Source organism: Rivibacter subsaxonicus, from assembly GCF_004217215.1.
Lineage (GTDB): Bacteria > Pseudomonadota > Gammaproteobacteria > Burkholderiales > Burkholderiaceae_C > Rivibacter > Rivibacter subsaxonicus.
Genome location: NZ_SHKP01000004.1, coordinates 421,011 through 446,127, shown reverse-complemented (window position 1 = coordinate 446,127; position 25,117 = coordinate 421,011). Strand labels below are relative to the sequence as shown.

The following is a 25,117-nucleotide window of genomic DNA, read 5'->3' as shown; positions in this document are numbered from 1 at the left end:
CTCGTGGTTCTTCAGGGCAGTGCGCGCAGATGCTGGTTCAGCAGGATCGCGGCCGCCGCCGCGTCGGCATCCTTGGCGCCGTCGGCCAGCGCCTCGGTCGTGCTGTAGCGCTCGTCGACCTCGAACACCGGCAGGCCGAAGCGGCCATGCAACTGGCGGGCGAAGCGGCGCGCGCGGCGCGTATTGTCGTGCTCGGCGCCGTCGGGGTGGAACGGAACGCCGACCACCAGCGCGGCCGGCTGCCACTCGGCAATCAGCTTGGCGATCGGAGCGAAGCGGGCCTCGCCCTCGGCGGCCACGGTGGTCAGCGCTTGCGCGGCACGGGTGAGCGTGTTGCCCACGGCGACGCCGGTGCGCTTGAGGCCGTAATCGAAAGCTAGGAGGGTCTGCGGCGCAGAGGAAGCCAGGCCAAACGGCTCAGGCATGCCCGGCCTCGGAACTCAGCATGCCGCGGTCGATGCCGAGCAGCGAAAGCGCCTTGTCGTAGCGGCGCTCGGTCGGCGTGTCGAAGATCACCGAGGGCTCGGCGCTGACCGTGATCCAGCCGTTGCGGCCGATCTCGTCTTCGAGCTGGCCGGCGCTCCAGCCGCTGTAGCCGAGCGTGACGAACACGCGCTTGGGGCCGGCGCCATGGGCCATGGCCTCGAGCACGTCCTTGCTGGTCGTCATCTCGAGCGCGCCGCCGGCAATGCGCATCGAGGAGCTGTAGCTGCCGCCACCGGCGGAAGCCTTCTCGCCGTCGGCAGCCTCGCCCTCCACGCGCTCGTGCAGCACGAAGCCGCGCTCGGTTTGCACCGGGCCGCCGATGTAGACCGGCTGCGTGGCCAGGTCGTCGCGCTCGAGGCTGAGGTCGACTTTCTCGAACAGGTTCTTCAGCGTGATGTCGCTGGGCCGGTTGATCACCAGGCCGAGCGCGCCCTTGTCGGTGTGCTCGCACAGGTAGATCACCGCGCCGGCGAAGTTCTCGTCGTCCATGCCAGGCATGGCGATCAGGAACTGGTTGGTCAGGTCGATGGCACCGGCAGCAGGCATGCGCCGATTTTAGGGGCGCGGCACACTCCACGCCATGACCCAGGTTCCCGGGAAGCCACTCGATGCCGCACTCGTGTGGTGCCGCCGCGACCTGCGTGCCCATGACCACGCCGCGCTGTACCACGCGCTCAAGGCGGCACGGCGGGTGTTCGTGGCCTTCGTCTTCGACACCGAGATCCTGGACGCCCTGCTGCAACAGGGACAACGGGCCGACCGCCGCGTCGAGTTCATCCGCGACAGCCTGGTCGACCTCGACCGGCAGTTGCAGGCGCTGGCGCAGCGAGCGAGCACTCCGGGCGCCGGCCTGATCGTCCTTCACGGCCTGGCGCGTGACGAGATCCCACGCCTGGCGCGCGAACTGCACGTGCAGGCGGTCTATGCCAACCGCGACTACGAGCCGGCCGCGGTGGCACGCGATGCCAGGGTGCGCGGTGCGCTGGCCGACGCCGGCATCGGCTTCCACACCAGCAAGGACCAGGTGGTCTTCGAGACCGACGAGTTGCTGACCGCCACCGGTGGCCCCTACGGCGTCTTCACGCCCTACAGGAATGCCTGGCTCAAGAAGCTCGACGGCTTCTTCGTGCAGCCCTACCCGGTGGCGAAGTACGCCGACGCGCTGGCGCCGCTGCCGGCGGCGCTGGTCGCGCCATGGAACGGCGAGCGGGTGCCGACGCTCGCGGCGATCGGCTTCGAAGCCACCAACCTGGCGCAACTGAAGATCCTGCCCGGCACCGCCGGGGCGCGCGAACTGCTGCACGAGTTCGTCGCCGAGCGCATCGACCGCTACGAGGACACGCGCAACTTCCCCGCCGTCAAAGGCCCGAGCTACCTGAGCGCGCACCTGCGCTTCGGCACGCTGTCGATCCGCGAACTGGCCGGCATCGCCTGGGACCGCATGCGCGGCGGCTCGCGCGGCGCCGAGGTCTGGCTCTCCGAGCTGATCTGGCGCGACTTCTACCACCAGGTGCTGCACCACCACCCGCAGGTCGACGGCAAGAGCTTCAGGCCCGAGTACGACCGCATCAAGTGGGAGCACGGCAAGCACGCCGACGAACTCTTTGCCGCCTGGTGCCAGGGCCGCACCGGCTATCCGCTGGTCGACGCCGCGATGCAGCAGATCAACCAGACCGGCTACATGCACAACCGGCTGCGGATGGTGGTCGCGAGCTTCCTCGCCAAGGACCTGGGCCTCGACTGGCGCCGCGGCGAGTCCTACTTCGCGACCCACCTCAACGACTTCGATCTCGCCGCCAACAACGGCGGCTGGCAATGGGCCAGCAGCTCGGGCTGCGACGCGCAACCGTACTTCCGCATCTTCAACCCGGTCAGCCAGAGCCAGAAGTTCGATCCGCAGGGCAAGTTCATCCGGCGTTACCTGCCGCAACTCGCCGGGCTGTCCGACGCCGCGATCCACGCGCCCTGGCAGGCCAGCCCGGTCGAACTGGAGGCGGCCGGACTGGTGCTCGGCCGCGACTACCCCAAGCCGATCGTCGACCACGCGCTGGCGCGCGAGAAGACGCTGGAGCGCTATGCGGTGGTGAAGAGGGCGAGCTGAGTGACAGGCATCGCTCGGCTCAGTCAGCCACCGCCTGCATCTGATGCGTGATGTATGATGCACATTATGAACTGAAGCGGAGAGCCCCATGCGCACGACCCTGGCTATCGACGACGACGTGCTGGCTGCCGCCAAGCACCTGGCCGAACGCGAGTCCAGGACCGTTGGCGAGGTCATCTCCGCACTTGCCCGGCAGGGCCTGCATCGCGGATCGCGCACTGCTCCCGCGGTGCGCAACGGCGTGCCGCTCTTGCCGGCGCGCAAGGCAGCCAAGCCCGTAACGATGGAGATCGTGAACCAGCTGCGCGATGAGTTGCCGTGACGACCTTCCTGCTGGACGTCAACGTCCTCATTGCGCTGGCCGACCCGGCCCATGTGCAGCACGAGCAAGCGCATGAGTGGTTCGCTCGCGTCGGCAAGCGAGCCTTCGCCACTTGCCCGATCACCGAGAACGGCCTGCTGCGCATCGTCGGCCATCCGAAGTACCCCAATGCGCCAGGTTCCCCTGCGGCCGTAGCCTCGTTGCTCGCCGCTCTGCGCGCCCTGCCCGGGCACACGTTCTGGGCCGACAGCATCAGCATCGCCGACGACAAGTGCATCGATGCATCGCGCCTGTCCAGCCATACCCAGGTGACCGACAGCTATCTGCTGGCGCTCGCGCGGGCTCATGGCGGGCGCCTGGCCAGCATGGATCGCAGGTTGGTCGTCGGCGCCGTGGTGGGCGGCGCCGGTGCCTTGGAACTGATCTGAACGACGCTTGTGCGCGAGTCCCGAACCGCGCCCACCTCAGATCGCGATCCGCTCCCTGACACGATCCGCGTGCATGTCCGCCCCATGCCCGCGCTGCACGATCTCGCCGCGTTCCATGATCAGGTAGTGGTCGGCCAGTTCGGCGGCGAAGTCGACGTATTGCTCGACCAGCACGATCGCCATCGTGCGGCGCGCGGCGAGCTTGCGGATCACGCGGCCGATGTCCTTGATGACACTGGGCTGGATGCCCTCGGTCGGCTCGTCGAGCAGCAACAGCTTCGGGTTGGCCGCCAGCGCGCGGGCGATGGCCAGCTGCTGCTGCTGACCACCGGAGAGATCGCCGCCACGGCGGCCGAGCATTTGCTTCAGCACCGGGAACAGCTCGAACAGCTCGGCCGGGATCGGCGTGCCGGCCGGCTGGCTGGCCAGGCCCATGCGCAGGTTCTCTTCGACCGTCAGGCGGCCGAAGATCTCGCGCCCCTGAGGCACGTAGCCCACACCGCGACGCACCCGAACGTAGGGTGGCAGCGCCTCGATCGCGGCACCGTCGAGCGCGATGCTGCCGCCGCGCAACGGCACCAGCCCCATCAGGCATTTCAGCAGCGTGCTCTTGCCGACGCCGTTGCGGCCCAGCACGACCGTGACCTCGCCGACCCGCGCCTCGAAGGCCGGCCCGCGCAGGATGTGCGAGCCACCGTAGTACTGCTGCAGGTCCTTGACGCTCAGCATGGCGCCACCATGAGTGAGTCAGCGTCCAAGATAGACCTCGATCACCTTGTCGTTGGCCTGCACCGTGGCGAGCGAACCCTCGGCCAGCACGCTGCCCTCGTGCAGCACCGTGACCTTCTTGGCCGGGTTGTCGCGCGTCAGCGCGTTGATGAAACTCATGTCGTGCTCGACCACCACCAGCGTGTGCTCGCCTTCCAGCGAGAGAAACAGCTCGGCGGTGCGCTCGGTCTCCTCGTCGGTCATGCCGGCCACCGGCTCGTCGAGCAGCAGCAGCAACGGGTCCTGCATCAGCAGCATGCCGATCTCGAGCCATTGCTTCTGGCCGTGCGAGAGCGCGCCGGCCTGTCGATGCAACTGCTCGCGCAGGTGGATGCGCACCAGCACCGCGTCGATGCGCTCGCGCTGCGCCTCGCTCAGCGCATGGGTCAGCGCGGCGCGCGCGCGGCGGTCGCCGGCCAGCGCGAGCTCGAGGTTCTCGAACACCGTGAGTTGCTCGAAGACGCTGGGCTTCTGGAACTTGCGACCGATGCCGGCGCGCGCCACCGCGTTCTCGCGCAGGCGCAGCAAATCTATCGTCGAGCCGAAGAAGGCGCGGCCGGCGTCGGGCCGGGTCTTGCCGGTGATCACGTCCATCATCGTGGTCTTGCCGGCGCCGTTGGGGCCGATGATGCAGCGCAGCTCGCCGCGCTCGACGGTGAGGCTCAGTGCGTTGAGCGCCTTGAAGCCGTCGAAGCTGACCGTGATGTCGTCCAGGTAGAGGATCGGGCCGTGCGTGGTGTCGACCGTGCCCGGCTCGACCACCCGGCCCCAGGTCGCGGCGCGGCCACCGGCGGCCGAGACCGCCGGCCGCGCCAGCATCCGTTGCCGCGCCAGCGCGCCCTGCGCCATCAGTTCGGGGGTCATGGCTGGCTCGCCTTCTTGCCGCGAACGCGGGCGCGCAGCCGCGTCAGCAGGCCCATCAACCCATCGGGCAGGAACAGCGTGACGGCGATGAACATCCCGCCCAGCACGTAGAGCCAGAACTCGGGAAAGCTCATCGTCAGCCAGCTCTTGGCGCCGTTGACGACGAAGGCACCGAGGATCGGCCCGAGCAGCGTGCCGCGGCCGCCGACCGCGGCCCAGATCGCCATCTCGATCGAGGCCGCCGGCGACATCTCGCCCGGGTTGATGATGCCGACCTGCGGCACGTAGAGCGCGCCGGCCACGCCGCACATCACGGCCGACAGGGTCCAGATCGCGAGCTTGAAGGCGAGCGGGTCGTAGCCGAGGAACATCACGCGGTTCTCGGCATCGCGGATCGCCTGCAGCACGCGGCCGAAACGGCTGGCCACCAGCCAGCGCGCGAGCAGGTAGAAGCCGATCAGCGTGAGACCGGTGATGACGAACAGCACCATCCGCGTCGAGGGCTGCGCGAGCGGGATGCCGAGCAGGCGCTTGAAGTCGGTGAAGCCGTTGTTGCCGCCAAAGCCGGTCTCGTTGCGGAAGAACAGCAGCATCGCGGCGTAGCTCAGCGCCTGCGTGATGATCGAGAAGTAGACGCCCTTGATGCGCGAGCGGAACGCGAACCAGCCGAAGACGAAGGCGATCAGCCCAGGCACGGCGACCACCAGCACCAGCGTCCAGAAGAAGCTGCCGCTCAAAGCCCAGTGCCAGGGCAGTTGCTTCCAGTCGAGGAAGACCATGAAGTCGGGCAGCTCGGCGCCGTAGCTGCCGTCGCGGCCGATCTGGCGCATCAGGTACATGCCCATCGCATAGCCGCCGAGCGCGAAGAACAGGCCGTGGCCGAGCGAGAGGATGCCGGTGTAGCCCCAGATCAGGTCGATCGCCAGCGCGCAGATCGCGTAGCACATGAACTTGGCGATCAGCGAGATGGCGTAGGCGCTGAGGTGGAAGGCGCTGTTCTCTGGCACCACGAGGTTGAGCAGCGGCGCGAGCACGCAGACCGCGATCGTGGCGAGGATCACGCCGGACCAGGCGGAGCGCAGGCCACTACCTCTGGTCGGCAGAGGCGCGGGCGCTGCCGAGGCCTGGGCCATGGCGGCGCTCATTGGGATGCTCCGACTGAGGTGTGGTGACGCAGCGGTGTTGTCCTACTGCGTAAGGCTGCGCCGGGTCCCGGCCCGGCGGCCGGGTAACTTTCTTTGCGGGGCCAAAGAAAGTCACCAAAGAAAGGCCCTGAACACGATCCTGCTCGATCGCTGTGTGGGCCAGTCAAGCAACGCTTTACCGTACCTTCTCTGCCCAGCTCGCGAGAGCAGTCGTTCGCCTGTGAACACGCAGGTGCTCTTGTTCTCGGCACGGCCAGATCGTATTGAGGCCCTTTCTTTGGTTCCTTTCTTTGGGCCAGCAAAGAAAGGGACTCGCCCGCCGGGGCGAACTCCCGGCGCGTCCTCGCAGGGTCAGTCAGCGCAGCGGCCGGCAGGCACTCGCAAGAGAAGACCATCACGCCTCCGCGCTCCTGCCCTTCATCGCAAACAGCCCCTGCGGCCGCTTCTGGATGAACACGACGATGAACAGCAGCACCATGATCTTGGCCAGCACCGCGCCGGCCCAACCCTCGAGCAGCTTGTTGAGCACGCCCAGGCCGAGCGCGGCGTAGACGGTGCCGGCGAGCTGGCCGACGCCGCCAAGCACCACCACGAGGAACGAATCGACGATGTAGCTCTGGCCCAGGTCGGGACCGACGTTGCCGACCTGGCTCAGCGCGCAGCCGGCCAGGCCGGCGATGCCGGCGCCGAGCGAGAAGGCGAGCAGGTCGACGCGCCGGGTGTCGACGCCGGTGCAGGCCGCCATCGCGCGGTTCTGCGTCACGCCGCGCACGAACAGCCCGAGCCGGGTGCGCGCGATCACCAGCGCCACCGCGGCCAGCACCGCGAAGGCGAAGACGACGATCGCGATGCGGTTCCAGGGCAGCACCAGGTTGCCGGTGATCTGCCATCCACCCGAGAGCCAGCCGGGGTTCTCGACCTGCACGTTCTGCGCGCCGAACACGCTGCGCACCGCCTGCATCAGCACCAGGCTGATGCCCCAGGTGGCGAGCAGCGTCTCGAGCGGTCGGCCGTAGAGGTAGCGGATCACGCCGCGCTCGAGCACCGCGCCGACCGCCGCGGCGGCGAGGAAGGCAACCGGAATCGCGACCAGGATGTAGGCGTCGAAGGCGCCCGGCGCATAGGTGCGGAACAGGTTCTGCACCACGTAGGTGGCGTAGGCGCCGATCATCATCAGCTCGCCATGCGCCATGTTGATCACGCCCATCAGGCCGTAGCTGATGGCAAGTCCCAGCGCCGCGAGCAGCAGGATCGAACCCAGGCTGATGCCGCTGAACAGCACGCCGAGCCGCTCGCCCCATGCCAGCCGGCCGCTGATGGCCCGCTCCGACTGCGCCAGCGCCGCGCGCACCGCGGCGTCGGTCTCGCCGCCGGCGGCGGCCGGCTTGAGCCGCTCGAGCAGCAGGCTGCGCGTGACCGGCTGCGAACTCTCGCCGAGCGCGCGCGCGGCTTCCAGACGCTTGGCAACGTCGCCCGAGCTGACCAGCACGCCGGCACGCAGCGCGGCAAGCTCGCCCTTGAGCGTAGGGTCGGTCTCGCTGGCAAGCGCTCGCTCCACCAACGACAGCTTCGATTCGTCGACACCGTCGCGCAGCGCCAGCAGCGCGGCGCGACGCTCGGCGATCTCCGGCGAGCGCAGCTTCAGGGCCGCCAGCGCGAGCTGCAGTTCGCCGCGCATGCGGTTGTTGTTGCTGACATCCTCGACCGTCTCGGGCAGCGTGGCGGCCGCGCCGCTGGCGGCCTCGACCGCGCTGCCGTCGGGCGCCACGATGTAGGCGCGCTTGTCGTCGACCTGCACCGCGCCGTCGAGCAGCGCCTGCACCAGCGCCGGCAGCCGCGCGTCGCCGGCCTCGGCCGCGCGCTGCAGGGCGGCCAGCCGGCTCTCGCTGTCGCCGGCCGAGATCGCATGCGCCTCGTCGGTGGTGAGCGCGCGCGCCGGGGTGGCGACCAGCACCAGCAGCGCGGCGGCCAGCAGCGCCAGCACGCCGATCCACAGGGTGCGACGGGCCGCGCTGCGCGCCGCCAGCCGGTCACGCCGACGCCGCGCGCAGCGCGCCGCGTCGTGCGCGCTGGGGCTGAAGCCCTGCAGGGCCGAGTCCGCCGCGGCGCCGCCGGCCGTCGATCTCACCGCGGCTCGGGGCCGTCAGGCCGCTTGTCGTTGCCGGCGATGAACGGGCTCCAGGGCTGCGCGCGCACCGGGCCCGGAGTCTTCCAGACCACGTTGAACTGGCCGTCGGCCTTGATCTCGCCGATGAACACCGGCTTGTGCAGGTGGTGGTTGGTCTTGTCCATCGTGCTGGTGAAGCCGCCCGGCGCCGGGAAGGTCTGGCCCGACATCGCCGGGATCACCTTGTCGACCTCGACGCTCTTGGCCTTCTCGACCGCCTGCTTCCACATGTGGATGCCGATGTAGGTGGCCTCCATCGGGTCGTTGGTCAGCGGGCGCTCGGCATGGCCCGGGACCTTCTTGGCCTTGGCGTAGGCGCTCCACTTCTTGATGAACTCGGCGTTGGTCGGGTTCTTGATCGACATGAAGTAGTTCCATGCCGCCAGGTGGCCGACCAGCGGCTTGGTGTCGACGCCGCGCAGTTCCTCTTCGCCGACCGAGAAGGCCACCACCGGCACGTCGGTCGCCTTCAGTCCCTGGTTGCCGAGTTCCTTGTAGAACGGCACGTTGGAGTCGCCGTTGATGGTGCTGACCACCGCGGTCTTCTTGCCCTCGGCCGAGAACTTCTTGATCTTGGCGATGATGGTCTGGTAGTCGCTGTGGCCGAAGGGGGTGTACTCCTCCATGATGTCGGCGTCGGCCACACCCTTGCTCTTCAAGAAGGCGCGCAGGATCTTGTTGGTGGTGCGCGGGTAGACGTAGTCGGTGCCGAGCAGCACGAAGCGCTTGGCCGAGCCGCCGTCCTTGCTCATCAGGTACTCGACCGCGGGAATGGCCTGCTGGTTGGGCGCGGCGCCGGTGTAGAACACGTTGCGCTCGAGCTCCTCGCCCTCGTACTGCACCGGGTAGAACAGCAGGCCGTTGAGCTCCTTGACCACCGGCAGCACCGACTTGCGGCTGACCGAGGTCCAGCAACCGAAGATCACCGAGACCTTGTCCTGGCTGATGAGCTGGCGCGCCTTCTCGGCGAACAGCGGCCAGTTCGAGGCTGGGTCGACCACCACCGGCTCGAGCTTCTTGCCGAGCACGCCGCCCTTGGCGTTGATCTCGTCGATCGTCATCAGCACCGTGTGCATCAGCACCGACTCCGAGATCGCCATCGTGCCCGAGAGGCTGTGCAGAACGCCGACCTTGATGGTGTCGGCGGCGTACGCGGGCAGGCTGCTCATCAGGCCGGCCACGGAAAGCGCGGCGACCAGGCCGCGCAGCAGGAATCGTCTTTGCATGTTGAGGTCCTCCTGGTGGCCGCCGCCACGCACAACGCGTGAAGGCCAAGCTCCCGGAGAGGGTGGATCGCAAGCCGCGTGCCATGCGCGGGTGCTGCGATCACCGCACGCGCGCACCAAGCGGTGGCATCGCTCTTGCTCGCTGCCAGCGCAAGGCGCCGATAAGATCGGCCGCCCTCTCCCACACCTTCGTCACTGCCGAGCCATGGACCTGAGCCCGCGCGAGAAAGACAAGCTGCTGATCTTCACCGCCGCGCTGGTGGCCGAGCGGCGCCAGGCGCGCGGCTTGAAGCTCAACTACCCGGAGGCGGTGGCGCTGATCAGCGCCGCCATCATGGAGGGCGCGCGCGATGGCCGCACGGTGGCCGAGTTGATGAGCGCCGGCCAGAAGATCCTGTCGCGCGCCGACGTGATGGACGGCGTGGCCGAGATGATTCCGGACATCCAGGTCGAGGCCACCTTTCCCGATGGCACCAAGTTGGTGACCGTGCACCAACCCATTCAGTGAGGTACCCGCCATGATGAACAAGCTGATCAGCACCGCCCTGCTGTTGCCGGCCCTGGCGCTGGCGCACGAAGGCCACGGCCCCGAGGGCTCGCACTGGCACGCGACCGATGCCTGGGGCTTCGTCGTGCTCGGCGCCCTGCTCGCCGCGGCACTCTGGTTCGGCCGCCGCAAGTAGGGGGCGGCGTGGGCGACGCACGGCCGCTCCGAAGGCGCCCGCTCCCCCCCGGGGGGACGGCCTGCAAGGCCAAGGGGGCGCCATGACCCCCGGCGAACTGCTGGTCGACGACGGCCCCGACCACGTGCTGAATCCCGGCCGCGCCACGATCACGCTGGTCGTCGAGAACAGCGGCGACCGGCCGATCCAGGTCGGCTCGCACTACCACTTTGCCGAGACCAACCCGGCGCTGCGCTTCGACCGCACGGCCGCGCGCGGCATGCGACTCGCCATTGCCTCGGGCACCGCGGTGCGCTTCGAGCCCGGCCAGCAGCGCACCGTGACCCTGGTCGAGCTGGGCGGCCTGCGCGCGGTTTGGGGCTTTCGCGGCACGATCAACGGAGCGCTTTGATGGTCCAGCGCCGCGCCTACGCCGAGATGTTCGGCCCCACCGTCGGTGACCGTGTTCGCCTGGCCGACACCGAGCTGATCGTCGAGGTCGAGGCCGACTACACCTTGCGCGCCGGCGGCTACGGCGAGGAAGTCAAGTTCGGCGGCGGCAAGACGATCCGCGACGGCATGGGCCAATCGCAGGCGGTCAACGGGCCGGGCGCCATGGACGCGATGGACTGCGTGATCACCAACGCGCTGATCATCGATCACTGGGGCATCGTCAAGGCCGACGTGGGCCTGCGGGGCCAGCGCATCGCCGCGATCGGCAAGGCCGGCAACCCCGACGTGCAACCGGGTGTCGACATCGTGATCGGCCCCGGCACCGAGATCATTGCCGGCGAGGGCATGATCCTCACCGCGGGCGGCATCGACAGCCACATCCACTTCATCTGCCCGCAGCAGATCGAGGAGGCGCTGGCCTCGGGCATCACCACCATGCTCGGCGGCGGCACCGGCCCCGCGACCGGCACCTTTGCCACCACCTGCACGCCGGGACCCGAGAACATCGCGCGCATGCTGCAGGCGGCCGACGCCTTCCCGATGAACCTGGGCTTCCTCGGCAAGGGCAACGCGAGCCGGCCCGAGGCGCTGCGCCAGCAGATCGAGGCCGGCGCCATCGGCCTCAAGCTGCACGAGGACTGGGGCACCACGCCGGCGGCGATCGACCAGTGCCTGGCGGTGGCCGAGGAGACCGACACCCAGGTCTCGATCCACAGCGACACGCTCAACGAGAGCGGCTTCGTCGAGGACACGATGGCCGCCACCAAGGGCCGCACGCTGTGCGCCTTTCACACCGAGGGCGCCGGCGGCGGCCACGCGCCCGACATCCTGCGCGTGGTCGGCGAGGCGAACTTCCTGCCTTCGTCGACCAACCCGACGATGCCCTACACCGCCAACACGGTGGACGAGCACCTCGACATGCTGATGGTCTGCCACCACCTCGACGCCGGCATCGCCGAGGACCTGGCGTTTGCCGAGAGCCGCATCCGGCGCGAGACCATCGCCGCCGAGGACATCCTGCACGACCTCGGCGCGATCAGCATGATGAGCAGCGACAGCCAGGCGATGGGCCGGGTCGGCGAGGTGGTCCTGCGCACCTGGCAGACCGCGCACAAGATGAAGGTGCAGCGCGGCGCGCTGGCCGGGGACGGCGATCGCAACGACAACTTCCGCGTCAAGCGCTACATCGCCAAGTACACGATCAACCCGGCCATCGCCAACGGCATCGGCCACGAGGTCGGCAGCATCGAGGTTGGCAAGTGGGCCGACCTGGTGCTGTGGCGGCCGGCCTTCTTCGGCGTCAAGCCGAGCCTGATCCTCAAGGGTGGCTTCATCGCGCATGCGCTGATGGGCGACGCCAACGCCAGCATCCCGACGCCGCAGCCGGTGCATGCACGGCCGATGTTCGGCGCCTTTGGCGGCGCGCTCGCGAAGACCTCGCTGAGCTTCGTCAGCCAGGCCGCGCTGCACAGCGGCGAGGCTGCGCACCACGGGTTGCAGAAGCGGCTGGTCGCGGTCAAGAGTTGTCGCAGCGTGACGAAGACCGACATGGTCCACAACGCCTGGCTGCCGAAGATGGAGATCGACCCCCAGACCTACCAGGTGCGGGCCGACGGGCAACTGCTCACTTGCGAGCCGGCGCTGGTGCTGCCGCTGGCGCAGCGCTACTTCCTGTTCTGAGAGGCAAGGCGCAACGCAGGTGCCGCGCCGCACGCGTCAGGGCGCCAGGTCGAACACCAGGCTGAACATCAACCCGGCGGTCCCGAGGATCGCGACCTGGACCGAGGTGCGCGGCGTGAGCATGTAGCCCACGGTCGGCACGAAGCCGGGCGAGAAGCCGCGCACGTTGAATGGCACCTCGTCCCGGTAGTCGTCGACATAGCCGTAGAGGATGCCGGCGGTCCAGGTCCAGTAGACGCGCTCCCAGCCGAAGGGCTCCAGGTACTTGCGGCCGACGAAGGCATAGACCGTGGGTTGGCCGAAGGAGTTGCTGAAGTAGGCGCCACCCGCCATCCAGCCATCGGCGCGCACGGCGGCAGCGCCGAGCAGGTAGACATTCTGATGGTCGGGGCTGGGCGAGAAGTGCAGCGTGTAGGGGCTGATCTGCAGCATCGTCGCGCTGAGGTCGCGATCGTGTCGACCGTCCCAGCCCTTGAGGAAGTCGGGCTCGGCATGGGCCGGTGCGGCGAGCGCGAGGAGCGCCAGCAGGATGGCCATCAGCCAGCCGACGATGGAGCGCAACAGTCGGTCTTCAGGCATGCTCTTGCGAATGATCGGATCGATTCGTGTTGGAGATCGCTGTTGGCGGCGGATTCTCGCGGCATTCCTCGCGGCGACAACCCTTGTTCTTGTGCTAGACGGCTGCGCCTGGTTCGATGCCAAGCAGCGCAACCTGATCTATCGCCCGAGCCCCGGCACCGTGGCCGACTGGAAGCCGATCACCGCGCAGGACGAGGCCTTCTGGCTCGATCTGCCGCCGTCTGCCGCCGCCGTGCCGGGTACCGAGCCGCAGCGCCTGCGGGGGATCTGGGTGCCGCAGCCCGACCCCGACGCGCCGGCCGTGCTCTACCTGCACGGCACCTTCCGCAACGTGTTCCAGAACCAGCCCAAGATCAAGGCGATCTTTGATGCCGGCTTTTCCGTGCTGGCGATCGACTACCGCGGCTATGGCGACAGCAGCTTCCAGCTGCCTTCGGAGGCCAGCGTGCACGCCGACGCCGAACGGGCCTGGGCAGAGTTCCAGCGCCGCGTGCCCGACCCCGCGCGGCGCGTGATCTACGGCCACTCGATGGGCAGTGGCGCGGCCACCGCGCTGGCCTGGCGCCATCGCGAGGAGGGTGTCAAGCCGCCGCCCTACGGCGCGCTGGTGCTCGAGTCGGCCTTCACCTCGATGCCCGACATCGCGCGCGACCATGGCACCGTGGCCGGCTGGCTGGCGCCGCTGGCCACGCAGCACTTCGAGTCGCTCGAGAAGATCGGCGACATCCGCGCGCCCAAGTGGTTCATCGCCGGCAGCGCCGACGACACCGTGCCGGCGGTGCACAGCCAGCGCCTGTTCGATGCGGCACGCGATCCGCGCGCGCTGGTGCTGATCGACGGCGGCCGCCACAGCCGGCTCGACAAGGACGATCCGCAGCGCTACGCGCAGGCCTGGGCCGAGGTGGCGCGCACGGTCGGCGACAGCGAACGGCGCGCGACAAGGCCGCCCGCGCCGACGATCGAGCAGCGACGTTGAGGCGCTCAGCGACGCGCGCTGTGCTCGCGCAGCCACTGCGCGAAGGCCGGCTCGTCGAGCGAGCCCGCGGCGACGGCGAGCATGGTGAGCGTCGCTTCGGCCTGGCTGGCGACCAGGCGATGGCCGTTGATGGCGAGGAACAGACCGACTGCCAGAAAGGCCACTCGCTTGTTGCCGTCGACGAAGGCGTGATTCTTGGCAAGGCCCACGCCGTAAGCGGCCGCGAGTTCGGCAAGATCCGGGTCTCCGTAGGCCGCCAAGTTCAGCGGTCGCGCCAGCGCCGATTCGAACAGGCCCTCGTCGCGCACGCCGGCAGCACCGCCATGCTCTGCGATGCTCTCGTCGTGCAACAGCTCGAGCGCGCGCCGGTCAATCCAGCGCCAGGCGCCACTCATTTGGCAAGTTGGTGGAAGGTGTCGCGAAACTCGCGCATGAACTCGCGGCCGGCCTTGAGTTGCGCTTCGAGTTCCGGGTCATACGGCGTCAGCATCACGCCGTTGGCCGCATCGGTGACGAACACCGTGTCGCCCTTCTCCAGCTTCAGTCGCGCCAGCACTTCCTTCGGCAGGATCACACCGACCGAGTTGCCGATCTGGGTGAGCTTGAGTGCGGTCATGGAAACTCCTGCAACGTTATAACGTTCGTTATACTAAATCGCATCCGCACTGCCCGCAAGCCGCATCGCCATGATCACCGTCAACAAGCTCATCGCGCAGGGGCGCGGCCTCGCGCCGGTGCTGCTCAAGCGCGCCGCGACCATCGAGCTCGACTGGGACACGCGCCAGAAGAGCCGCTTCGAGGCCACCGATTCGCAAGGCCGCCGGCTCGGCATCTTCCTGCCGCGCGGCAGCGTGGTGCGCGGCGGCGACGTGCTGGTGGCCGAGGACGGCTCGCTGCTGCGCGTGATCGCGGCCCCGCAGAAGGTGCTGGTGGTGCGCGCCTGCGCCGAGCACGGCAGCCCCTTCGACCTGCTGCGCGCGGCCTACCACCTCGGCAACCGCCACGTGGCACTGGAACTGCAGCCCGAGCACCTGAAGCTCGAGCCCGACCATGTGCTGGCCGAGATGCTGCGCGCGATGCACCTGATCGTCGGCGAGGAAGCGAGTGCCTTCGAGCCCGAGGCCGGCGCCTACGCCGAGGGCGGGCATGGGCACGCACATGCAGCCGGGCATGCGCACGAGCACAGCCACGACCACGACGCGCACGCACCCGCGGCTCCTGCCCGCGGCAAGCCGATCGGCGTGGCGGTGAAGCCGGCGGACAAGCCGCATGTGCATGGCCCGGGCTGCAAGCACTAGCCTGCGCGTGCGATGTCGGCGCTGATCCCGCTGCTCTGGCTCGCCTCGCCGGTTCTGCCGGTAGGCGGCTTCAGCTATTCGGAAGGGCTGGAGGCCGCGGTCGAGCATGGCCTCGTCAGCGACGAGTCGCAGGCCCGCGACTGGCTCGTCGACCAGTTGCTGCTCGGCCTGGCCAGCAGCGAGCTGCCGCTGCTGGCGCAGGCCATCGACGCCTGGCGTGCCGAAGATGCGGCCGCGTTGCAGGCGCTCAACCGCTGGTGGCTCGCGACGCGCGAGAGCGCCGAACTGCGCCAGCAGACCGAGCAGATGGGCCGCTCGATGAGCGACTGGCTGCGCCAGCGCGAGACCCCCGCGTCGGCCCTGGCCACGCTGGCGACCCTGCAACCTCCCTGCTGGCCGATCGCCTGGGCGCTGGGTGCCGCATCGAGCCCGGCCACGACGCACGAGGCGCTGCAGGCCTTTGCCTTCGGCTGGGCCGAGAACGCGGTGCAGGCCGCGGTGCGCGCGGTGCCGCTCGGCCAGAGCGCCGGCCAGCGCATCCTGGCGGCACTCGCACAGGAGATCCCGGCCGCGGTCGAGCACGCGCTGGCCTTGCCGGCCACCGAGCGCCAGGCCTTCCTGCCCGGGCTCGCGCTGCTGAGCGCGCGCCATGAGCACCAGTACTCGCGACTGTTCCGCTCCTGAACAAGGCGAACGCAGACAGCGACGTGACAGCCGCGCGTCACACGAGCGCACAACCGAGCAACCTGCCCGCAACGTTCCTCGCCCAGACTGCGGCGCATGGACGAACACGGACTCCCCCACGATCTTCAGACCCTGGCGCGCCAGGCCGAGCGGCGTCGCGCGCTGCGCTGGATGGCCGGGCTCGGCGGACTCGGCGCCGTCGGCGTGCTGCCGCTGCTCGGCTGTGGCGGCGGTGACGACGAGGCCCTCGCGGCCACTTCGTCCAGCAGCAGCGGTAGCGGCTCCTCGTCGTCGGGCAGCAGCTCGGGCAGTTGCGCGCTGATCCCCGAGGAAACCGCCGGCCCCTACCCCGGCGACGGCTCCAACAGCACCAGCGCCGGCGTCGCCAACGCGCTGATGCTCTCGGGCATCGTGCGCAGCGACATCCGCTCGAGCATCGCCGGCACCAGCGGCACCGCGGGCGGCGTGCCGCTGACGCTGAAGCTGCAACTGGTCAACACCGCCGCCGGCTGCGCCTCGCTCGCCGGCTACGCGATCTACCTCTGGCATTGCGACCGCGAGGGCCGCTACTCGATGTACTCGAGCGGCGTCACCGACCAGAACTACCTGCGCGGCCTGCAGGCCACCGACAGCGACGGCATCGCCAGCTTCGGCAGCATCTTCCCCGGCTGCTACGACGGCCGCATGCCGCATGTGCACTTCGAGATCTACCGGAGTATCAACAGCGCCACCAGCTTCTCGAAGCGCCTGCGCACCTCGCAGCTGACCTTTCCGCTGGCGGCCTGCAACGAGGTCTACGCCACCAGCGGCTACGGCACGAGCGTCGCCAACCTGGCCCGCATCAGCTTTGCCAGCGACAACGTGTTCAGCGACGGCACCACGCTGCAGATGAGCAGCGTCAGCGGCAACGTGACCGATGGCTATGTCGCGACACTGATGGTGGGGCTGTCGGCCTGAGAGCAACCATGCCACTGCGCACGGTTGTTGCATCATCCGGCGCATGAGCCCACTGCACCACATCGCCGGACGAACCAAGAAGCTGCCGCCGCTGCGCGTGGGCGTCGGCGGGCCGGTCGGCTCGGGCAAGACGACGCTGGTCGAGATGCTCTGCAAGACCATGCGCGAGCGCTGGGACCTGGTGGTCGTCACCAACGACATCTACACCAAGGAAGACCAGCGCCTGCTCACCGTCTCCGGCGCGCTCGAGGCCGAACGCATCATGGGCGTCGAGACCGGCGGCTGTCCGCACACCGCGATCCGCGAGGACGCCTCGATCAACCTCGAGGCGGTCGATCGCATGCTCGAGAAATTTCCGCAGGCCGACATCGTCTTCATCGAAAGCGGCGGCGACAACCTCGCGGCCACCTTCAGCCCGGAGCTCAGCGACCTGACGATCTACGTGATCGACGTCGCCGCCGGCGAGAAGATCCCGCGCAAGGGCGGGCCCGGCATCACCAAGAGCGACCTGTTCGTCATCAACAAGACCGACCTCGCGCCCTACGTGGGTGCCGACCTGGCGGTGATGGAACTCGATACGCAGCGCATGCGCACCGGCGCCAAGGGCCTCAAGCCCTATGTGATGACCAACCTCAAAACCCGCGCCGGGCTGGCCGAGGTGGTGCGCTTCATCGAGACGAAGGGTCTGCTGGTGGCGGGCTGAGCGCCTCGCTGGCGCAGGCCTTGTCGTCGCCGCAGCCGCTGCAACCACCGCAGGCATCGCCTTCGGCCCGGGCCTTGCGCGGCCGCAGCTTGCGCCACGCGAGCACCGCACAGGCCGCGACGATCGCGTAGGCCACCAGATCGAGCATCAATTCGCTCATCGCTGCCCCCAAGCTTGCGGCTGCGCCGCTGCGCTGCCCCCCAAGGGGGCGGAGCATGGCTTGGGGCGGCCCGGCGCCATGCTCATCCCCACCCCGCCGCGACCGCGAGCCTGTAGGTGACGAAGCTCGCCAGGTAGGCCAGCGCGAACAGGTAGACCGTCATCACCATCACCCAGCGCCAGCCGCCGGTCTCGCGCTTGACGGTGGCCAGCGTCGCCAGGCATTGCGGCGCGAACACGAACCAGGCCAGCAGCGAGAACGCGGTCGCCATGCTCCAGCTCTGCGCAATCAGCGGGGTCAGCGCCTGCGCGGTGTCGTCGCCGGTGGCCGACAGTGCGTAGACGGTGCCGAGCGCGCTGACCGCCACCTCGCGCGCGGCCATGCCCGGCACCAGCGCGATGCTGATCTGCCAGTTGAAGCCGATCGGCTCGAAGATCAGCGCGAGCCAGCGGCCGAGCGTGCCGGCGATGCTGTACTCGATGGCCGGCCCGGTGGCGCCGGCCGGCGGGCCCGGGAACGTCGCCATGAACCACAGCAGCACGGTCAGCGCGAGGATGATGCCGCCGACCCGCTTGATGAAGATCATCGCCCGCTGCCACAGGCCGATCGCGACGTTGCGCAGCGTCGGCCAGTGGTAGTTGGGCAGTTCCATCATCAGCGACCGCACCTGCTGGCCGGCGGCGGTGAAGCGCTTGAGCAGCCAGGCCACCGCCAGCGCGCTGAGGATGCCGGCCGCGTACAGCGCGAACAGCACCAGGCCCTGCAGTTCGAGCCCGCCGGCCACCTCGCGGCGCGGAATGAAGGCGCCGATCAGCAGCGCGTAGACCGGCAGCCGCGCCGAGCAGGTCATCAGCGGCGCGATCATGATCGTCACCAGCCGGTCGCGCGCGTTGGGAATGGTGCGCGCGGCCATGATGCCGGGGATCGCGCAGGCAAAGCTCGACAGCAGCGGAATGAAGCTGCGGCCCGAGAGGCCGACGCCGCCCATCAGCCGGTCGAGCAGGAAGGCCGCGCGCGGCAGGTAGCCCGACTCCTCGAGCACGAGGATGAAGAAGAACAGGATCAGGATCTGCGGCAGGAAGACCAGCACGCCGCCGACGCCGGCGACGATGCCGTCGACCAGCAGGCTCCTCAGCATGCCCTCGGGCAGCAGCGCGCCAATCCACTCGCCGACCGCGGCGGTGGCGGCCTCGATTGCCTGCATCGGCAACTCGGCCCAGGCGAACACGGCCTGGAAGATCAGGAACAGCACCGTCAGCAGCAGCACCGGGCCGAGCACCGGGTGCAGCACCACGCGATCGACGCGCTCGCTCGGCGCGTGCGGCAGCAAGGTATCGATCTGCAGCCGCTGCAGGATCGCGCGCACGGTCTGGTGATCGTGGGCCGGGTCGGCGATGGCTTCGTCGCCGGTGTGCACCGCGGGCGGCCGGTGCCAGACCGCCGGATCGTCGAGCGCCGCGGCCAGCGCGGCGGCCCCCTGCCCGCGCACGGCCACCGTCGGCAACACCGGCACGCCGAGTTCCTGCGCCAGTGCGGCGGCGTCGATGTGCAGGCCGCGCTGCTCGGCGAGGTCGGTCATGTTCAGCGCCACCACCAGCGGCAGGCCGGTGCGCTTGACCGCCAGCACCAGGCGCAGGTTGCGCCGCAGGTTGGTGGCGTCGACCACGCAGACCACCAGGTCGGGCCGCGCCTCGCCATCGGCGCGGCCGGCCAGCACGTCGACCGTGACCTGCTCGTCAATGCTGCGCGGATGCAGGCTGTAGGCGCCCGGCAGGTCGAGCAGGCGCACCCGCTTGCCAGCGGGGGTGACGAACCGGCCTTCCTTGCGTTCGACGGTGACGCCGGCGTAGTTGGCGACCTTCTGCTGGCTGCCGGTGAGGCGGTTGAAGAGCGCGGTCTTGCCGCAGTTCGGGTTGCCGACCAGCGCCACCACCGGCGCACCGGCGGCCGCGTGAAAGCGCAGCGGCGCGACGCTTGCGGTGCTCATGCCCGGACGCTTTCCGCCGGCCCGACTTCGGCTGCGCTCACGTGCACGCACGCCGCCTCGGCGCGGCGCAGCGCAAAGCTCGACAGCCCGACCCGCACCACCAGCGGATCGCCGCCGAAGGCGCCGCGCGCCGTCACCGCGACGTTCTCGCCGGGCAGGAAGCCGATCTCGGCCAGTCGTTCGGCCCAGTCGGGGGCATGCGCGGGTGCGACGACGGCTGCGACCTGGTGCGGCACGTGCAGCGGCACGTCGTCGAGAGTGGATTCAGCCATTCCCCATTCTAGATGAGGATGCGAATCGTTTTTGTTCAGCATCGTGCGCCGGCGCCCCTGGCGCCTCAGTGCTTCCAGCGCGATGCGCCGGGGCCGGCCGCCATGCAGGCCGGCTCGGCGACCTCGCTGGCGATGCGCTGCCAGTGCGCTCGCAACTTGAGCACCGTCATGCCCAGCGCCTGCGAGGTCTGCGGGTGATGCGCCAGCGCCAGCAGGTTGGCCGCCGCCTTGCGCGCCATCATGCAGCGCATCGGCGAGGCCGGCGCGTGCTCGGCCACGCCGGTCATCAGCGCCAGGGTGCCGGCCACCAGGGCCTCGATGCCGACGTCCGCGTTTGCAACGTCAACCGACTCCTCCTCGGCCTCGCAGGGCATCCATCCACGGTACTCATTCATCGCGCACTCCCGGCTCAAAGACCCTCAAGACGGCACACGGCGCGCCCGGCCGGTGGCCGGGCAGTCGCTCAGTAACGGTAGGTCGCGGTCATCGTCACGCTGCGACGCGCACCCCACCAGCAGTCGCCGCGCGCGCCGCAGGAGGCGAGGTAGACCTTGTCGCCCAGGTTGGTGCCGTTGAGCGCCAGCCGCCAGTTCGTGCTGTCCCAGGCCAGCAGCGCGTCGACCAGCGTGTGCGCCGGCACCGTCGGCGTGGTGGCGGCGACGCCATCCTTGTAGGCATCGACCCAGCGCAGGCCCAGGCCGGCCGAGAAGCCCGAGGTCGAGCCGAGCGCGAAGCTGTACTTGGTCCAGAGCGAGGCCTGGTGCCGCGGCAGGCCCTCCAGCGCGACGTCGATGTTGGTGTAGGTGTAGTTGGCGATCAGGTCGAGCACGCTGGCGATCGTCGCCTTGGCGTCGAGTTCGACGCCGGTGGTCTTGGTCTCGCCGGTCTGGTTGGAGCAGTTCGGGTTGAGGTCGTCGGTCACCAGCCGGTTCTTCTCGCGCAGGTCGTAGACGGCGGCACCGAGCGCGACCGGCGCCTCGTCGGGCAGGTACTTCAGGCCGAGTTCCCACTGCTTGCCGCGCTGCGGATCGAAGCGCTCGCCCGCGCAGTTGACGCCGCCGACCGGCGTGAAGGACTCGCTGTAGCTCACGTACGGCGACCAGCCGGCCGCCTGGTAGAGCAGGCCCAGGCGCTTGGTGGTGGCGCTGCTCTTCTCGTCGGGTGTGCCTTCGAGCTTGTTGGTGACCCGGTCGTGGCGCAGCCCGGCCACGCCGATCCAGTTGCTCGCGAAGCGCAACTGGTCCTGCAGGTAGATGCCGGTCTGGTTCAGCGTCGTCTTGGGCATCTGCGCGAGTTCGGGCACCACGTAGCCGCTGTAGACCGGGTCGAAGACGTCGATGTTGGGGACTGTGCCGCCGTAGTACGGCGGGGAGTCGGAGGCACCGCGCGTGTCCTCGGTCGCCCGCGAGACATCCACGCCGAACAGCAGTTGATGCTGGATGCCGCCTGTCTGCAGCCTGGCCTCGACGTTCTGGTCGGCGGAGAGTTGCCTGACCTTGTTGTTCTGGAACCAGCCGAAGCGGCCGAGCACGCGCTGGTTGATCGGGTCGATCACGAACTGGCCCGGGTCGGTGAACGAGTCGCCATAGAAGCTGACGTAGTCGACCTCGTTCTGCGAGTAGCGCAGGTTCTGGCGCACGGTCCACTGCTCGTTGACGCGATGCTCGAACAGCCAGCCGAAGCTGCTGCGCTCGGAGTCGTAGTGGTCGACGCCCGGCTCGCCGATGAAGCGCTCGGTCGGGATGCGGCCGTTGGGGTTGGGCAGAACGGTGCCCGACCACGGGAAGAACTGCGAGGTCGAGCCTCTCTTGTCCTTCTGCCACAGCGCCTGCAGCGTCAGCGAGGTTGCCGCGCTCGGCTGCCAGGTCAGCGAGGGGGCGATCAGCGCGCGGTCGTCCTGCACGTAGTCGACCTGGGTATCGCTCTTGCGGCCGACGCCGACGATGCGATAGAGCCACTGGCCGTCGGCCGTCAGCGCGCCGGTGAAGTCGCCCTGCACCTGGCGCCGGTTGAAGCTGCCGAACTGCAGGCCGATCTCGCCCTGGCTCTCGGCCTGCGGCCGCTTGCTGACCATGTTGATCAGGCCACCGGTGCTGCCCTGGCCGAACAGCATGCCCGAGGGGCCGCGCAGCACCTCGATGCGCTCCAGCGTGTACGGGTCGGTGCGGGTGTTGCTGGTGTAGTAGCCGGAGATGTGCTTCTGCAGCCCGTCGAGGTACTCGCTCGGATCGGTGCCGCGGATCCTGGCCCAGTCGCCGCGCGAGTCCAGGCCGTAGGCGTCGGAGCGCACGCCGGCGGCGTAGTTGAGCGCGTCCTGCAGGCCGGTGGCGCCGGTGTCGGTGATCAGGTCGCGCGTGATGATCGTCACCGCCTGCGGCGTCTCGGACAGCGGCGTGTCGGTCTTGCTGGCGCTGGCGGCACGCTTGGGCGTGTAGCCCTTGACCGGACCGGTCGCGGTCTCGGCGCTGCCGGTCACGACGACCCGCTCCAAGGTGGTGGCGGGCGACACCTCGGGCGTCGTCGGCTCGACCGGCGCGGCGGTCTGCGCATGCAGCAGTGGCGCAGCCGCGCCGCAGGCCAGGCCAAGCAGCAGCACGCGCGCGGCGTGGGCGACCGGATGCCGGGTCGGCCGTGGGGAGTCGATGTGGTTCATGGATGCAGGACGGTTTGGAAGACAGGAACGGGCACCGTCGCCGGCGCCAGGACGGCGCGGCAGCGGCTTGATCAAGCTGTGGTTAGGTTTTCGATCGGCCAGCCTCGACGGGCACAGAGGGCGCCCCTGGGCGGGCGCGGGGTTCTGCGGGGCTGGCGGCCGCGCGGACGCGCGGGTGGCTGGCGGATCAAGCCGACGGCGCGCGCCGTCAGCGGACGTTGTCGGGGAACTTGATGCGGGAGTTCGTCACCGGGCCGGGATCGCGGCCCCGCGCACCGCGTCGCCAGAACACGGCGATCACGACCAGCGGCAACGCGAGCGCGAGCCAGGACAGCATGTTCAGCCAGCCGTCGCCGAGCAGCGCCGCGACCAGGCCGACGGCGGTGATCAGGCCAAGCGCGATCGGCACCGGCCAGACCTTCACGGGAGCGTCCCGCCTCGACTTGGCGCGCCTCATGCCGCGCCCTCCGCGGTGGCGGGCACCAGGCCCGCGCGCTGCTCCAGCGGCACCCGCCGGCGCACCCACCAGAGGTACAGCCCGCTGCCGAGCACGATGATCGTGACGATGTCGAACAGCGCCCACAGCACCTTCAGCGGCATGCCGCCGTAGTCGCCGAAGTGCAGCGGTTGCGAGACCAGCAGCGCCTTCAGGTACCAGGGCAGTTCGCGGCTGTCGGTGACCTTGGCGGTCTGCGCGTCGACCAGCACCGGCTTGAACAGCCGCGCCGTCAGCGGCGAGGTGCCGCGCATGAACACCGAGAAGTGGTGCGCGCTCGAGAAGAAGGTGCCGGGGAAGGCGACGAAGCCGAGCTTCATCTCCGGCTCCAGCGCGTCGGACGCGCTGACCGCCTGCTGGAGCGAACCCAGTTCGGTCGGCGGCGGCTTGCCGGCATAGGGCGCGATCATCTCGCTGACCTCGCTGAACTGCCAGAACTTGAACAGCGGCTCGCCGAGCGTGTTGATGACGCCGGTGAAGCCGACCACGAAGGCCCAGCACAGCGTGACGATGCCGAGCAGGTTGTGCAGGTCGAGCCAGCGCACACGGGTGCTGCGCTCATGCCGCACGGTGCCGAACTCGAGCTTTCGCATGAACGGTTCATAGAGCACGACGCCGGAGACGATCGCGACCACCAGCAGCAGGCCCATGAAGCCCAGGAACAGCGTGCCGGGCAGGCCGGCGAAGAGGTCGACGTGGAGCTTGAACATCCAGTACATGAAGCCCTCGTCGAACTTGGGCTCGGCCAGCACTGCGGCGGTGCGGGAGTCGACCACGACCGTCTTCTGGTTCTTGTCGTCGGTCGGCGAGTCGCCCAGGGTCACGAACAGGATGGCATCGTCGTCGGCATCGGCGACCACGAACTGCGGCAGCTTGGCGGGGTGGCGCTCGCGTGCCGCCTCGAGCACGCGATCGAGGTTGGCGCGCGGCGTGCCGACCGGCATCTCGGGCGCCTCGACCTCGGTGCCGAGCAGGTGCCCGATCTCATGGTGAAAGATCAGCGGCAGGCCGGTCAGGCACAGCAGCAGCATGAAGACGGTGCAGACCAGGCTGCTCCACTTGTGGACCCAGGCCCAGGCAAGGATTTGGCGTGAGGTCATGGTCTTGGTTCTCGGCCACTCGGACAGCAATTCGCCGGCCGCGACGCGAGGCGATGCGGGGCCGGTGCGGATTCAGGGGAGTGGCTGGCTCGAGTCACCGCCTGGGTGGCACGGGCTGGCTGGACCGACGCGTCTGGGCGTCAGCAGTTGGCTGGCATTCTAATGCGATCAATTCTCATTTTCATACACCCGACGCCAGGCCGCCAGCGTCGCCGGACCGAGCACGCCGCGCCAGGGCCGGCCGAGGGCGATGCCACCGGCCGCAGCGCCGTCCTCGCCCAGGTGGTCGATCACCGCGAGCGCACGCTCGTCGAACGGCGCGTCGGCCGCCAGCAGGCTCGGCGTGACGACGCAGGCCAGGCCCGCCGCCAGCGCCGAGGCCAGGCCGGGGCCGGAGTCCTCGAAGGCAATCGCCTCGTTGGCATCGATGCCCAGTCGCGCCAGCACATGGCGATAGATGTCGGGTGCCGGCTTCTTGGCAGCGACGGCGTCGCCGGCGCCGATCACCTCGAACCAGCCGGTCGCCTCTTCACCCAGCGTGTGGCGCAGCAGCGCCTCGACGTTGTCGAACGTGGTGGTGGTGGCGATCGCCAGCCGCAGTCCGGCCGCGCGCGCCTCGCCCAGCAGCCGTTCGACGCCGGGTCGCAACTGCATGCGGCCGGCCGCCACCAGCGCGGCGTAGCGGGCGGTCTTGTCGAAGTGCAGCTCGCGGATGCGCGCCGGCACGTCCCCGGCCTCGGCGCCGACCGGATCGAGCTCGCGCCACCAGGCCAGCATGCGCTCCTTGCCGCCGGTCACCGCCAGCAGGCGGCGGTAGGTCGGCAGGTCCCAGTGCCAGCCCAGCCGGGCGGCGGCGAAGGCCTCGTTGAAGGCAACGCGGTGGCCGTCGAACTCGGTCTCGGCAAGGGTGCCGTCGACGTCGAAGATCAGCGCCTTCAACGCCACGGACC

At 69.4% G+C, this 25,117-nt stretch carries 30 protein-coding genes; 12 read left to right on the top strand and 18 right to left on the bottom strand.

Annotated features, from left to right (window positions below; all coding sequences use genetic code 11):
- Positions 1 to 11: 11 nt before the first annotated feature.
- Both ruvX and EV670_RS01985 read right to left on the bottom strand, forming a co-directional pair.
- Positions 12 to 425: a Holliday junction resolvase RuvX gene (gene ruvX, locus EV670_RS01990; protein ID WP_130430138.1), complete on the bottom strand. Its 414-nt coding sequence runs from the start codon at positions 423 to 425 to the stop codon at positions 12 to 14.
- Positions 418 to 1,032 (bottom strand): YqgE/AlgH family protein, encoded by a 615-nt coding sequence (locus tag EV670_RS01985; protein ID WP_130430137.1) that lies wholly within the window; start codon positions 1,030 to 1,032, stop codon positions 418 to 420. The genes ruvX and EV670_RS01985 overlap by 8 nt, the downstream gene beginning before the upstream one ends.
- Before the next feature lie 34 nt (positions 1,033 to 1,066).
- Here EV670_RS01985 and EV670_RS01980 point away from each other — a divergent pair, with 34 nt between their 5' ends.
- The 3 genes from EV670_RS01980 to EV670_RS01970 all read left to right on the top strand — a co-directional run bounded on the left by EV670_RS01980 (position 1,067) and on the right by EV670_RS01970 (position 3,337).
- Positions 1,067 to 2,587: a cryptochrome/photolyase family protein gene (locus tag EV670_RS01980; RefSeq protein ID WP_130430136.1), complete on the top strand. Its 1,521-nt coding sequence runs from the start codon at positions 1,067 to 1,069 to the stop codon at positions 2,585 to 2,587.
- An 88-nt stretch (positions 2,588 to 2,675) separates the two neighbouring features.
- On the top strand, positions 2,676 to 2,909 hold the full coding sequence (locus tag EV670_RS01975) for a CopG family transcriptional regulator (protein ID WP_130430135.1): 234 nt from the start codon (positions 2,676 to 2,678) through the stop codon (positions 2,907 to 2,909).
- A complete protein-coding gene (locus tag EV670_RS01970; RefSeq protein ID WP_130430134.1) occupies positions 2,906 to 3,337 on the top strand; it encodes a TA system VapC family ribonuclease toxin in 432 nt (143 codons plus the stop codon). Before EV670_RS01975 ends, EV670_RS01970 begins: the two co-directional genes overlap by 4 nt.
- 36 nt (positions 3,338 to 3,373) lie before the next feature.
- Here EV670_RS01970 and urtE read toward each other — a convergent pair whose 3' ends face one another.
- The 5 genes from urtE to urtA all read right to left on the bottom strand — a co-directional run bounded on the left by urtE (position 3,374) and on the right by urtA (position 9,507).
- The gene (gene urtE, locus EV670_RS01965; protein ID WP_130430133.1) at positions 3,374 to 4,066 is read right to left on the bottom strand and encodes an urea ABC transporter ATP-binding subunit UrtE; all 693 of its coding nucleotides are present in this window, start codon (positions 4,064 to 4,066) and stop codon (positions 3,374 to 3,376) included.
- 18 nt (positions 4,067 to 4,084) lie between these two features.
- Positions 4,085 to 4,969, bottom strand: coding sequence for an urea ABC transporter ATP-binding protein UrtD (urtD, locus tag EV670_RS01960; RefSeq protein WP_130430132.1), 885 nt, complete (start codon positions 4,967 to 4,969; stop codon positions 4,085 to 4,087).
- Positions 4,966 to 6,114: an urea ABC transporter permease subunit UrtC gene (gene urtC, locus EV670_RS01955; RefSeq protein ID WP_130430131.1), complete on the bottom strand. Its 1,149-nt coding sequence runs from the start codon at positions 6,112 to 6,114 to the stop codon at positions 4,966 to 4,968. The genes urtD and urtC overlap by 4 nt, the downstream gene beginning before the upstream one ends.
- A 394-nt stretch (positions 6,115 to 6,508) precedes the next feature.
- Complete coding sequence (gene urtB, locus EV670_RS01950) at positions 6,509 to 8,110, bottom strand: urea ABC transporter permease subunit UrtB (protein WP_130430887.1); 1,602 nt, start codon at positions 8,108 to 8,110, stop codon at positions 6,509 to 6,511.
- 128 nt (positions 8,111 to 8,238) lie between these two features.
- Positions 8,239 to 9,507: an urea ABC transporter substrate-binding protein gene (gene urtA / locus EV670_RS01945; RefSeq protein WP_130430130.1), complete on the bottom strand. Its 1,269-nt coding sequence runs from the start codon at positions 9,505 to 9,507 to the stop codon at positions 8,239 to 8,241.
- 205 nt (positions 9,508 to 9,712) lie between these two features.
- Between urtA and EV670_RS01940 the strand changes: the two genes are divergently transcribed.
- From EV670_RS01940 to ureC, 4 genes are all read left to right on the top strand, one after another.
- Positions 9,713 to 10,015 carry an urease subunit gamma gene (locus tag EV670_RS01940; RefSeq protein ID WP_130430129.1) on the top strand — a complete coding sequence of 101 codons (303 nt, stop codon included), beginning with the start codon at positions 9,713 to 9,715 and terminating at the stop codon, positions 10,013 to 10,015.
- A gap of 10 nt (positions 10,016 to 10,025) precedes the next feature.
- A complete protein-coding gene (locus EV670_RS18635) occupies positions 10,026 to 10,190 on the top strand; it encodes a hypothetical protein (RefSeq protein WP_165393209.1) in 165 nt (54 codons plus the stop codon).
- A gap of 82 nt (positions 10,191 to 10,272) precedes the next feature.
- A complete protein-coding gene (locus tag EV670_RS01935; RefSeq protein ID WP_130430128.1) occupies positions 10,273 to 10,581 on the top strand; it encodes an urease subunit beta in 309 nt (102 codons plus the stop codon).
- Positions 10,581 to 12,302, top strand: a complete 1,722-nt coding sequence (gene ureC, locus EV670_RS01930) for an urease subunit alpha (protein WP_130430127.1) — start codon at positions 10,581 to 10,583, stop codon at positions 12,300 to 12,302. The genes EV670_RS01935 and ureC overlap by 1 nt, the downstream gene beginning before the upstream one ends.
- Positions 12,303 to 12,338: 36 nt before the next feature.
- Here ureC and EV670_RS01925 read toward each other — a convergent pair whose 3' ends face one another.
- On the bottom strand, positions 12,339 to 12,881 hold the full coding sequence (locus EV670_RS01925; protein ID WP_165393208.1) for a hypothetical protein: 543 nt from the start codon (positions 12,879 to 12,881) through the stop codon (positions 12,339 to 12,341).
- A gap of 91 nt (positions 12,882 to 12,972) precedes the next feature.
- Here EV670_RS01925 and EV670_RS01920 point away from each other — a divergent pair, with 91 nt between their 5' ends.
- Positions 12,973 to 13,857, top strand: a complete 885-nt coding sequence (locus EV670_RS01920) for an alpha/beta hydrolase (RefSeq protein WP_165393207.1) — start codon at positions 12,973 to 12,975, stop codon at positions 13,855 to 13,857.
- A gap of 5 nt (positions 13,858 to 13,862) precedes the next feature.
- Here the strand turns inward: EV670_RS01920 and EV670_RS01915 are convergent, their stop codons facing one another.
- Both EV670_RS01915 and EV670_RS01910 read right to left on the bottom strand, forming a co-directional pair.
- Complete coding sequence (locus EV670_RS01915) at positions 13,863 to 14,252, bottom strand: type II toxin-antitoxin system death-on-curing family toxin (protein ID WP_130430124.1); 390 nt, start codon at positions 14,250 to 14,252, stop codon at positions 13,863 to 13,865.
- Positions 14,249 to 14,473: an AbrB/MazE/SpoVT family DNA-binding domain-containing protein gene (locus EV670_RS01910; RefSeq protein WP_130430123.1), complete on the bottom strand. Its 225-nt coding sequence runs from the start codon at positions 14,471 to 14,473 to the stop codon at positions 14,249 to 14,251. Before EV670_RS01910 ends, EV670_RS01915 begins: the two co-directional genes overlap by 4 nt.
- Before the next feature lie 70 nt (positions 14,474 to 14,543).
- Here EV670_RS01910 and ureE point away from each other — a divergent pair, with 70 nt between their 5' ends.
- The 4 genes from ureE (at position 14,544) to ureG (ending at position 17,499) form a co-directional block, all read left to right on the top strand.
- Entirely contained in the window at positions 14,544 to 15,155 is a 612-nt protein-coding gene (ureE, locus tag EV670_RS01905) for an urease accessory protein UreE (RefSeq protein ID WP_130430122.1), read from the top strand.
- A 12-nt stretch (positions 15,156 to 15,167) separates the two neighbouring features.
- Positions 15,168 to 15,839: an urease accessory protein UreF gene (locus tag EV670_RS01900; RefSeq protein ID WP_130430121.1), complete on the top strand. Its 672-nt coding sequence runs from the start codon at positions 15,168 to 15,170 to the stop codon at positions 15,837 to 15,839.
- A gap of 96 nt (positions 15,840 to 15,935) precedes the next feature.
- A complete protein-coding gene (locus EV670_RS01895; RefSeq protein ID WP_130430120.1) occupies positions 15,936 to 16,796 on the top strand; it encodes a dioxygenase family protein in 861 nt (286 codons plus the stop codon).
- A 43-nt stretch (positions 16,797 to 16,839) separates the two neighbouring features.
- Positions 16,840 to 17,499: an urease accessory protein UreG gene (gene ureG / locus EV670_RS01890; RefSeq protein ID WP_130430119.1), complete on the top strand. Its 660-nt coding sequence runs from the start codon at positions 16,840 to 16,842 to the stop codon at positions 17,497 to 17,499.
- Here the strand turns inward: ureG and EV670_RS01885 are convergent.
- The 8 genes from EV670_RS01885 to EV670_RS01850 all read right to left on the bottom strand — a co-directional run bounded on the left by EV670_RS01885 (position 17,465) and on the right by EV670_RS01850 (position 25,112).
- Positions 17,465 to 17,659: a FeoB-associated Cys-rich membrane protein gene (locus EV670_RS01885; protein ID WP_207224981.1), complete on the bottom strand. Its 195-nt coding sequence runs from the start codon at positions 17,657 to 17,659 to the stop codon at positions 17,465 to 17,467. The two genes, ureG and EV670_RS01885, sit on opposite strands and share 35 nt — an antisense overlap.
- 82 nt (positions 17,660 to 17,741) lie before the next feature.
- Positions 17,742 to 19,646 (bottom strand): ferrous iron transporter B, encoded by a 1,905-nt coding sequence (gene feoB / locus EV670_RS01880; protein ID WP_130430118.1) that lies wholly within the window; start codon positions 19,644 to 19,646, stop codon positions 17,742 to 17,744.
- Complete coding sequence (locus EV670_RS01875; RefSeq protein ID WP_207224980.1) at positions 19,643 to 19,918, bottom strand: FeoA family protein; 276 nt, start codon at positions 19,916 to 19,918, stop codon at positions 19,643 to 19,645. Before EV670_RS01875 ends, feoB begins: the two co-directional genes overlap by 4 nt.
- Positions 19,919 to 19,983: 65 nt before the next feature.
- Positions 19,984 to 20,313 (bottom strand): hypothetical protein, encoded by a 330-nt coding sequence (locus tag EV670_RS01870; RefSeq protein WP_130430116.1) that lies wholly within the window; start codon positions 20,311 to 20,313, stop codon positions 19,984 to 19,986.
- A gap of 68 nt (positions 20,314 to 20,381) precedes the next feature.
- Positions 20,382 to 22,571, bottom strand: coding sequence for a TonB-dependent siderophore receptor (locus tag EV670_RS01865; RefSeq protein WP_130430115.1), 2,190 nt, complete (start codon positions 22,569 to 22,571; stop codon positions 20,382 to 20,384).
- 208 nt (positions 22,572 to 22,779) lie between these two features.
- The gene (locus EV670_RS01860) at positions 22,780 to 23,028 is read right to left on the bottom strand and encodes a hypothetical protein (RefSeq protein ID WP_130430114.1); all 249 of its coding nucleotides are present in this window, start codon (positions 23,026 to 23,028) and stop codon (positions 22,780 to 22,782) included.
- Positions 23,025 to 24,167: a PepSY-associated TM helix domain-containing protein gene (locus tag EV670_RS01855; RefSeq protein ID WP_130430113.1), complete on the bottom strand. Its 1,143-nt coding sequence runs from the start codon at positions 24,165 to 24,167 to the stop codon at positions 23,025 to 23,027. The genes EV670_RS01860 and EV670_RS01855 overlap by 4 nt, the downstream gene beginning before the upstream one ends.
- 168 nt (positions 24,168 to 24,335) lie before the next feature.
- Positions 24,336 to 25,112: an HAD-IA family hydrolase gene (locus tag EV670_RS01850; RefSeq protein WP_130430112.1), complete on the bottom strand. Its 777-nt coding sequence runs from the start codon at positions 25,110 to 25,112 to the stop codon at positions 24,336 to 24,338.
- Positions 25,113 to 25,117 lie beyond the last annotated feature (5 nt).

Bases quoted from the DNA above. Each gene is read 5' to 3' on its own strand.
- EV670_RS18635 (WP_165393209.1), top strand. From the start codon at position 10,026: ATGATGAACAAGCTGATCAGCACCGCCCTGCTGTTGCCGGCCCTGGCG.
- EV670_RS01925 (WP_165393208.1), bottom strand. From the start codon at position 12,881: ATGCCTGAAGACCGACTGTTGCGCTCCATCGTCGGCTGGCTGATGGCC.
- ruvX (WP_130430138.1), bottom strand. From the start codon at position 425: ATGCCTGAGCCGTTTGGCCTGGCTTCCTCTGCGCCGCAGACCCTCCTA.
- EV670_RS01915 (WP_130430124.1), bottom strand. From the start codon at position 14,252: ATGAGTGGCGCCTGGCGCTGGATTGACCGGCGCGCGCTCGAGCTGTTG.
- EV670_RS01895 (WP_130430120.1), top strand. From the start codon at position 15,936: ATGGACGAACACGGACTCCCCCACGATCTTCAGACCCTGGCGCGCCAG.
- EV670_RS01975 (WP_130430135.1), top strand. From the start codon at position 2,676: ATGCGCACGACCCTGGCTATCGACGACGACGTGCTGGCTGCCGCCAAG.
- urtA (WP_130430130.1), bottom strand. From the start codon at position 9,507: ATGCAAAGACGATTCCTGCTGCGCGGCCTGGTCGCCGCGCTTTCCGTG.
- ureG (WP_130430119.1), top strand. From the start codon at position 16,840: ATGAGCCCACTGCACCACATCGCCGGACGAACCAAGAAGCTGCCGCCG.
- feoB (WP_130430118.1), bottom strand. From the start codon at position 19,646: ATGAGCACCGCAAGCGTCGCGCCGCTGCGCTTTCACGCGGCCGCCGGT.
- EV670_RS01940 (WP_130430129.1), top strand. From the start codon at position 9,713: ATGGACCTGAGCCCGCGCGAGAAAGACAAGCTGCTGATCTTCACCGCC.
- urtE (WP_130430133.1), bottom strand. From the start codon at position 4,066: ATGCTGAGCGTCAAGGACCTGCAGCAGTACTACGGTGGCTCGCACATC.
- EV670_RS01865 (WP_130430115.1), bottom strand. From the start codon at position 22,571: ATGAACCACATCGACTCCCCACGGCCGACCCGGCATCCGGTCGCCCAC.
- urtD (WP_130430132.1), bottom strand. From the start codon at position 4,969: ATGACCCCCGAACTGATGGCGCAGGGCGCGCTGGCGCGGCAACGGATG.
- EV670_RS01860 (WP_130430114.1), bottom strand. From the start codon at position 23,028: ATGAGGCGCGCCAAGTCGAGGCGGGACGCTCCCGTGAAGGTCTGGCCG.
- EV670_RS01900 (WP_130430121.1), top strand. From the start codon at position 15,168: ATGTCGGCGCTGATCCCGCTGCTCTGGCTCGCCTCGCCGGTTCTGCCG.
- EV670_RS01870 (WP_130430116.1), bottom strand. From the start codon at position 20,313: ATGAATGAGTACCGTGGATGGATGCCCTGCGAGGCCGAGGAGGAGTCG.
- EV670_RS01855 (WP_130430113.1), bottom strand. From the start codon at position 24,167: ATGACCTCACGCCAAATCCTTGCCTGGGCCTGGGTCCACAAGTGGAGC.
- EV670_RS01980 (WP_130430136.1), top strand. From the start codon at position 1,067: ATGACCCAGGTTCCCGGGAAGCCACTCGATGCCGCACTCGTGTGGTGC.
- ureE (WP_130430122.1), top strand. From the start codon at position 14,544: ATGATCACCGTCAACAAGCTCATCGCGCAGGGGCGCGGCCTCGCGCCG.
- EV670_RS01885 (WP_207224981.1), bottom strand. From the start codon at position 17,659: ATGAGCGAATTGATGCTCGATCTGGTGGCCTACGCGATCGTCGCGGCC.
- EV670_RS01935 (WP_130430128.1), top strand. From the start codon at position 10,273: ATGACCCCCGGCGAACTGCTGGTCGACGACGGCCCCGACCACGTGCTG.
- EV670_RS01985 (WP_130430137.1), bottom strand. From the start codon at position 1,032: ATGCCTGCTGCCGGTGCCATCGACCTGACCAACCAGTTCCTGATCGCC.
- EV670_RS01910 (WP_130430123.1), bottom strand. From the start codon at position 14,473: ATGACCGCACTCAAGCTCACCCAGATCGGCAACTCGGTCGGTGTGATC.
- ureC (WP_130430127.1), top strand. From the start codon at position 10,581: ATGGTCCAGCGCCGCGCCTACGCCGAGATGTTCGGCCCCACCGTCGGT.
- urtC (WP_130430131.1), bottom strand. From the start codon at position 6,114: ATGAGCGCCGCCATGGCCCAGGCCTCGGCAGCGCCCGCGCCTCTGCCG.
- EV670_RS01875 (WP_207224980.1), bottom strand. From the start codon at position 19,918: ATGGCTGAATCCACTCTCGACGACGTGCCGCTGCACGTGCCGCACCAG.